The sequence below is a fragment of the Mesorhizobium alhagi CCNWXJ12-2 genome (assembly GCF_000236565.1).
Lineage (GTDB): Bacteria > Pseudomonadota > Alphaproteobacteria > Rhizobiales > Rhizobiaceae > Allomesorhizobium > Allomesorhizobium alhagi.
In genome coordinates this window covers 97348-105158 of sequence record NZ_AHAM01000204.1, presented here as the reverse complement: position 1 = coordinate 105158, position 7811 = coordinate 97348, and the positions used below count along the sequence as shown (strand labels likewise).

Annotated in this window: 4 protein-coding genes; 2 read left to right on the top strand and 2 right to left on the bottom strand. The window is 60.4% G+C overall.

Annotation, left to right across the window (positions count from 1 at the left end):
• Positions 1-446: 446 nt before the first annotated feature.
• Positions 447-797, bottom strand: coding sequence for a nodulation protein NopC (locus tag MAXJ12_RS35565; protein ID WP_085984034.1), 351 nt, complete (start codon positions 795-797; stop codon positions 447-449).
• A 744-nt stretch (positions 798-1541) separates the two neighbouring features.
• Here MAXJ12_RS35565 and MAXJ12_RS23005 point away from each other — a divergent pair.
• Together MAXJ12_RS23005 and MAXJ12_RS23000 are read left to right on the top strand one after the other, a co-directional pair.
• Positions 1542-2108, top strand: coding sequence for a DDE-type integrase/transposase/recombinase (locus tag MAXJ12_RS23005; RefSeq protein ID WP_008838426.1), 567 nt, complete (start codon positions 1542-1544; stop codon positions 2106-2108).
• Positions 2109-3284: 1176 nt separating this feature from the next.
• A complete protein-coding gene (locus tag MAXJ12_RS23000; RefSeq protein WP_008838425.1) occupies positions 3285-5303 on the top strand; it encodes a hypothetical protein in 2019 nt (672 codons plus the stop codon).
• 643 nt (positions 5304-5946) lie between these two features.
• Here the strand turns inward: MAXJ12_RS23000 and MAXJ12_RS22995 are convergent.
• Complete coding sequence (locus MAXJ12_RS22995) at positions 5947-6981, bottom strand: cytochrome-c peroxidase (protein ID WP_008838424.1); 1035 nt, start codon at positions 6979-6981, stop codon at positions 5947-5949.
• Positions 6982-7811 lie beyond the last annotated feature (830 nt).

The following is a 7811-nucleotide window of genomic DNA, read 5'->3' as shown; positions in this document are numbered from 1 at the left end:
CTTCGAAAGGTAGGGAAACAGCGTCATTCAAGGATGATCTTCCGACAAAGGAGAGAAGCCGCACGGCAATTGCCGTGCGGCTCATTTCGGCTCCACATCGCGCCGCCAAGGGACGCGATCGAGGCTACCTGAGCCCCGCTTCCGACATTACTGGACGCGTTCGTCGGCCGCCTTCTTGATTGTCTGGAGCTGCATCGTAACGGTGCGCAGCTGCATACTCCTAGCCGTGGCCTCCGCGCTAACCGCCGCTAGATCCGCGATCTGCGACTGGAACGCACCAGCCCCGGCGCCTCTGGCGGCTGCGGTTCCCGCAACCGAAGCAGCAGTACCAGCCACACTAGCAGCGGTACCAACTCCACCGATGAGATTAGGCATATTGTTTCCCTTTCTGTTCGACTTGTGCCGCCATCAACGGCACGCTACCTCCTGACGAGGACCATCCAGCGTCAGGCATCCTCTTCAGTTTCTGCCATAGCGTCCTCGGTTTCAGCCATGACTTCGCTCATAATGGTGCACGCAACGGCAGTGAGAACCAGTTGGAAGTATTCTTCTTCAGACACGACTTGCGAGCCATCGCCAGAATTGGTCGGAATATCCGCCCGATCCCGCCTGCTAACCGGCCCGTTCTGATCAGCCGGCCTCCTCTGATCAGCCGGCTTGCTCTGATCAGCCGGCTTGTTGTGATCAGAAGGTCTGCCGGATGCGTGCGAGGGTTGTCCACTCGAATGTCCATGCCCCCCCGAACGGGCCAAGGAAACGCCGACGCCGCCAACTCCACTTCCAATTGCTGCGACCATCAGGTTCTCCGGCGTTTATCTTCATTTTTGTCATCGGGCGGTGACGCCGTGCAGGCATCCACATCCTCAAGCTATAGCCGCCAGCTTTCGACAAGCTGACGAGTCTCAGTAAATAAACGGCGCTGTCGCAAAATCACGGTTGCGGCGATCTGACCTCCCTTGTTGAGGCAGATTCTTTCCTGGCGTCATTTTCGCCGCGAGGTGTGGTGAAGGCGGTGCGCTTCTACTGCAGGCCGGATCAACTGTCGTGACCTTGAAAGATGGGCGTCGTCTAAGCTGCGCGAAGGCACCGACGAAGCTTCGGGGAGAAAAACACGGTTCCAATGAATCATTGCCATCCTTCCAAAACTCGTCAGCTGCTCGGAAGCTCACGCTCCGTTGATGGGGATCGTGGACATCAGGCAGAGGGCCACGCCGGAATCGACGGTGGCCGCGAGGAGAGGCGGCGGTTGCGGTTCATCATACTAGGCCAGGGAGCGCTCGACGGCCCAGCGTCTATGATGACCGACAACACTAAGGATACCGCACCTCGTCTGCGTCGGCGGTAGATCATGACCGGTATTGGCCGACCCGGGTCGCCTATTCGGGAATCGGCAGCCGACCGCATCAAAAGAGCGCACTGCTCTCGCGCTGAAACAAAGGCGTTGCCACGGTACTTCTTGTGAGGAGGCTCTGGGTAGACGCCGGTTGATGCACATCAGCTATTAACGCCACCGCTTTCGCGCCGAGATCATCGCCCATGCGGTGTGGCTTTATTACCTATTCCCTTTGGGCCTGCGCCTGGCCGAGGAAATGCTTCTGGAGCGTGGGATCGTAGTCTCCTATGAAACGATCCCCCGGTGGGGAAAGAAGTTCGGCCCACGCACGTTCGACGACTGCGCAGGAAGCGGCCCAGCCCCGATGATGTTGGCACCTGGACGAAGTCGTCATCACCATCGCGGCAAGGGACATTGGTTGGCGGGCTGCGATCAGGACCGATATGTTCTCGAAGAGATCGTCCGGAGCCGCCGCAAGACCAAGGACGCCAGGCGCCTTCACCAGGCTGCTGAAGAAACATGGTCCGGCACAAAGCGCATCATCACCGACAAGCTACGCGCCTATGGAGCGGCGAAACGGCAGGTCATGCCGGATGTCGAGCACCGCGCGCACAGGGGCCTCAACAACAGGGCCGAGAATTCCCACGTGCCGCTGCGAAAAAGGGAGTGGACGATGCAAGCTTTCGTTCGCCGGGAAGCCTGCAGCGCTTCGTCTCGATCTTCTCAATCTTCCGTAATCTCTTCGTCCCAGCTTGCTCAAACGCTCCACAGATGACGTGACAGCGCCCGACCGCAGGCCCAGGCGGCCGCCTGACCTGCGGCCGTCGCCGGTCGGTGGAGGCCGCAGCCTGATTTTATTAATTGTTAACGCTTGAGCCAGGCCGGATTTTCTTTGCGCGTCCGGGAGAACGCCTTCGTCAGCTATTCGTCAGCCAAGCGGTCTATCTAGGCCTGCCGCGCCTCACCCGCCTGAACCCATGGAAACCGCAGGAGTGCGAATCATCATGTATGGTCGAATTGGTGGCTCGTCCCATGTCCACTATACGCGCAATGGCGAGGCTGACGAAACGAATCAGTCGGGAGCCGCCGGGCAAACGGATGCAGGAAGCCAAAGGTTCGCGAACATGTTTGCCCAGATGCATTTTGCCGGAGGAGGTTCCACACGCAGCTCATCTTCGGCGTAAGTGGACGAAAAACAGTGCCGGTGAATGGCAGCTTGCAAATAAAATCTCCCCTTTGTCTCTGCAAAAACCGATGACGGCGAGTGCGGCGTGATGCGATCGCGTGCGAGTGTCTCGGCCGATCTTGGGCTGCTGCTGACGTGTACTTTGGCCAGGATTGGCCACGCCGTCGTGGGTCCGGGCCTACCGTGAACGGTTGACGAAAACATGCCGCGGGTCCTCAGACGCCATACGCCATCTGGGCGACTGCACTTATACGCTAAAGCCCTGATACCACGGCTGAGCGACATCTGCCGCCCCCACTATAGGCGGCGCATTCTCGCCTATATCGGAGATGGAATATGACGGGCATTGGCCGATCTGGGAGATCGCGTACTGGGAATGGTGGGGCCGACAGCATGTGGGGACCGAACAGTTCGCACTCGCAATCAAGTCTAGCCCCTGGGGAAGGCAGTCAATCGTTCGATTCCGTCGTGGAGCGGATGCGTTCTGTGGCTCTAGAAAGAGGGGCGTCCTCAGCTCACATTGCGCGCGGTGCCGATGATGCCCTTGGCGACAGGTCTTCCAGTCCCTCCGTTGGCGCAGACCGAAACCTGGGCGCTGCACCACGTGCAGCCGCTGCGCCACGTGCAGTCACTGCGCGGAGGCGCGGTTCTCCCTCAGTGTCGGAAGGTGGAGACGCGGCGCCGGTCGCCAGCCAGCCGCCAACCTCGGGTGTGGCAGTCCCCATTTCCTCGACAGGCGAAGAAAACAACGCAGCCAAGCGACGAATGCACGGCCTGCTTGAGGAACTTGACGCTTGCCGTGATGCGGCCGCGCAAGCCCGGACCCCGGAGGAGGGGCAAGAGCTGGCCGATCGGTTCGTCAAGGCAGGCTTAACAGTTCTGGACCACTACGCGAGTCTGCCGCCGGCTGTGGCGCGGAGCATTCTGTCCGACGATGAGGCGCGTCAATACCGCGACGTCGTGCTCGATGCGGCGGACCAATGCAACCAATTGGCCGCCGACACTATCGACGCCTTGGAAAAGGGCAGGATGCGCGCGGCCATCGTGCTCCACCGCATTCCCCGATCCAACACGCCCCCCGACCAGATGAGACGGGTGGTGTCCAGTGTGGCGAAGCACCATGTCGCCTGCATGGAGTGGTGGGAAAAAAAAGCTCGGCGCTGCGAATGGACGCGGTCGGCCTGCGCCGCCACTGTCAACATACCAAGTACAACGGCAGAGATGCGGCGGCGCGACGAGGCCGCGCTGCGGCTGCACACCGGCTGGGCACTGTACACGAAGGTCATGCAGCTGCAATCGCGTGTCGCTCTCGCGGAGGTCGAGATTGAGCCGCTGGCGAGCACGTTCGAAGCAGCCGTGAGAGAGACCCTCATCGGTGAGAACGGGCGGGTGCGTCTGCTGGGAACCTTCATCGGCGACGTTTTTCCGGCATTTATCTCGACGTATGACGCTGTTCTTCGCCGCGAAGGGCGCCCACTCGACACGGAGCACTGCGCCGTTCTGGAAGGAGTCATGGAGCGGCTTTCGGAATTTGGATTGGCGTTGCATGACATGGTTGCCAAGCTAGGCGATGACCGAACAGGTGCCGGCCTCCCACTGGAACTGTTGGGCCAGACCGTGGACGACGCGTGGATCACTGCGCACGATGTCATGCGCCTCCTGGCGCTGCAGCCGAAGACGCCCGCAATCATTGCAACGCCGGCCGACGCGGGCGCTGCGATAACGGCCAACACTGCCGGCAAGGCTGCAATGGCCGAAGGCACCGCAGCGCGCAGGAAAGGGAAAGGCAAGAGCAAGCCGGCCGCTGGCGCCGGGACTTCGGCCGCCGGGCGGCCCGCGCCGCAAGTCGCTGCGAACGACGGCGACACGGCACCCGCAGCCAAGGTTCTCGTGCGCTCGGATCTGGGTACGAAGAAGCTCGTGAGCGCGAATGAGGCGCATGCGAGTGCTTCAGCGGCGGCGGCACACTTGGCAATCTGGCAGGCACCGCCGTCGATGCAGGCGTTGACGCCACTGCTCAAGCGGTTGGACGAACTTTTGCGGTTCGATCTGGCTGGTCAGCAAAGGACCGTCTCGCAAGCGCGCCAGATGAAACCCGAGGACGCCGATCACGTAGTGGGCACTGTGGTCGATCGCCTGCAGGCCCAGGCCGCCGAGATGCAGGCCTGTCTAGACGCGTTGGAGGAGCCTCGTCGACGCGGCCTGCTCACGCCTGCGCAGGTGCGCGAAGTGCACGACAAATCAGTCCGGCTCACGGTGATGTTGTCCGAGGCGCGGGGGCTGGCCAAGGCTTTGAATGAGGGAAAGGTCACTGTTGCGATCGATTGCATGAAGACCTACGCATTTCCGTCGCAGAAGTACCTGGAACACTTGCGGGAGGCCAAGGAGTTGACGCCTGCGGATCGACCGCGCGCGTTGAAGGGGGAGCCAGGGGCGCTGTTCGAGATCAGGCTGCAACCCAAGGCGCTGCGCAATGGGGCAATGCCGAATCCGATGTGGGTGCACATCCATACGAAGCGGCCGGTACATGCGGGCCAGTTGGCAACGCTGGATGACGCCGCCTTCGCCGCTTGCCACGTCAAATCCAATGAACAGCGCGGCCACAATCGGCAGTGGCAGGACGCCCGGGCTGCGATCGGTCATGAGAACGTCGTAATCCACCGCGGCAAGCTCACCCCTGCGTTCTGTAAGTCCTTGTTGACCGCAGGGCTTAGCGGCCACCCACGCCATCCGCTTGCTGAGGCGGAGCACCGGTCGACACAGGCTGCTCGACAGGGGATGTAGTCGGGGCCTCCCAGTAGAGTGCCGCTTGTGGTGAAACATGAATCTTACCTCCGAATCCGGAGCCAGCGGGTCGTTGTCCAGATGGCCGGAGAGGAAAATCACCGAGGCGGCACGCAGCGTTGACGCAATCCGCGGAAAAGCAGACATCCATCCAGGTGCATATGCCATCTGGAGCGCAGCTTGAGATCGGAAGCCTCCATAGCAACCAGCTCACCGGCAATCAGTCCGAACAAAGTGACTTGGCGAGGCTGAGAAGATCGACACGAACCGTTTTAAGCCACCTCTGGATGGGGAGCCGTGCGTGGTCCGTTCTGTTTTCGCGACACGTGCAGCGAAATGTATTTCGTTGCGCCCGATCTAGGAAAAAAGGAAGTTCTGCGGTGCTGATGCGGGATCTTGAACCTGAAACTCCCGCAGAAGGCGCGAAGTCACCGCGGAGCGGGAAATAGCCTCGGCGAAAAGGGCCTACGCGTGTGCGCGGTGACGAATTGCTCCAGGTAAATGGGAGACAGAAGCCTCGATCCCCCGAGCTCGACGCACCTGCCACCGCCATTGGAAATGCCTAGGCCTGCCTGCGGGAAGATCTTGTCGGCATCGTCGCAATCATTCTTGATCGCGACCTTCCGTAACCAGCTCCGGCCATCTATTTTCCTAATATCTGCGACACAGGTCGAGGCGTTGTCGCCGTTTCGGCGGGTAAGACCGGATAGGCGACTTCCGGCAGCTTTCCGGTCAGCGAGTTAAGGAAGGCAACGAGCAGGTCCACTTCTTCTTCCTTCAATTCTTCGCCGAGCTGGGTGGTCCCCATGATGGCGACGGCCTGTTTCAGATTCCGAACCTTGCCCGAATGAAAGTAAGGCGCGGTGAGTGCGACGTTGCGCAGCGGCGCGGCGCGGAAAACATAGGAATCCTCGGCTGCATGGGTGACGGCAAAGCGGCCCTTGTCTTTTTCCGGCAGGATGTCGGCGTTGGGCTTCTTGACAACGCCGAATGGGTGATAGCCTTCCCCACCAACGTTGGTTCCGCCATGGCAGGACGAGCAGCCTTTGTCCATGAAAAGCGTCAGGCCCTGCTTCTGTTCGGAGGTCATGGCGGCGTCATCGCCATTGAGGAAGGCATCGAAGGGGGCCGGCGTGACCAGTGTCGCCTCAAAGGCTTCAATTGCCTTGGCGAAGTTGTCGAAGGTGACGCGATCGGCTTCACCCGGGAAAGCTGCATTGAACCAGCCGACATATTGCGGCATCGACTTGAGCGTGGCGACGAGTTGACCCGGTGTGTTGGCCATTTCGACACCCGCTTGGACCGGTCCCTTGGCCTGAGCCTTCAGGTCTTCGGCGCGACCATCCCAGAACTGCGTGATGTTGAAGATGGCGTTCAGTACCGTCGGCGCGTTGCGCGGTCCCTTCTGCCAACCATGGCCTATCGAGGTTTCAAGATTGTCGTCGCCCCCGGTGGCCAAGTTGTGGCACGAGTTGCACGAGACGACGCCTGACGCCGAGACGCGTGGATCGAAGAACAGTGCCTTGCCGAGGGCGATCTTCTCCGGTGTGATCGGGTTGTTAGCGACTGCCGGCGTGGTGGAGGGCAAAGCCTTGAAAGTGGCCAATGCCGTTTCTCTGAGGTCTGCGGGGATCGAATCCGCAGCAAAAGCGGTGGCTGCCAGCAAGGGGACAGCCATCGTACTGAATAGGATTTTCAATAATGATCTCCCTGCGCCGTGCACGGAACTTCCCTTTTTCGGGAATTTAGATTGCCCTGCTTTGTGGGCAGGGGGCCAGGTCCGCGCTTTTGCTTTCGTCTTGGCATACATGCGGGTTTTCTTCTTCTCGTAGCGGGCCTGCATCCGGTTTCGCTCTCAGCCCTTCCGTCGTGGGAGGTGCCAAACCACGTGTCGAAGGGGATGAGGCCGTCGCCGTAGGTCACCTCGAAATATTTACGGGTGAGGAAGCACTCCAACGGCATCATCCATATCCCGCCTAGTGATTGGCGCCCGGATAGGCACCCTTGGCGACGTCCTCGGAAAACGCCCGAAACGGGGCTGTGCGCTTTCTCCAATTCGGCCTCGAGAGCGGTGAACTCCGCGTATTTCTTGGAGTGCCGGGACAATGCCCCGTTCGGGCCGAGCAGGTCGCACGAGAGAAGATACCGTGAATCGCAGGTATCGCCGCAGCCCAGGCCCTGGTGATCATCGCAGTATTCCGGCTGAGGTAGTCGGCAGGTCTTGAAGGCACTTTTTCGATTGGCAAGCTCCCTGAAACGAGAGCACACCCATGCCGGATAGACGTTGCCGATCATTTTGCGACAAGGCCTTTCTCCTCAGTCCATGACACGTTTGCGGATAGCCAAGCACGCCCCGTGCCAAAGGGAAAAATCGTGTATAAACAATACGATGGCATTAACACTGCTATGTCGCATGTCCGACATCGGACAACGCAACCGGGCCCGGTTGGGTCGTCCAATCGCAACCAAGCTGAGACGCGTATGCCGGTGCAGGATCGTCTGGGGTCG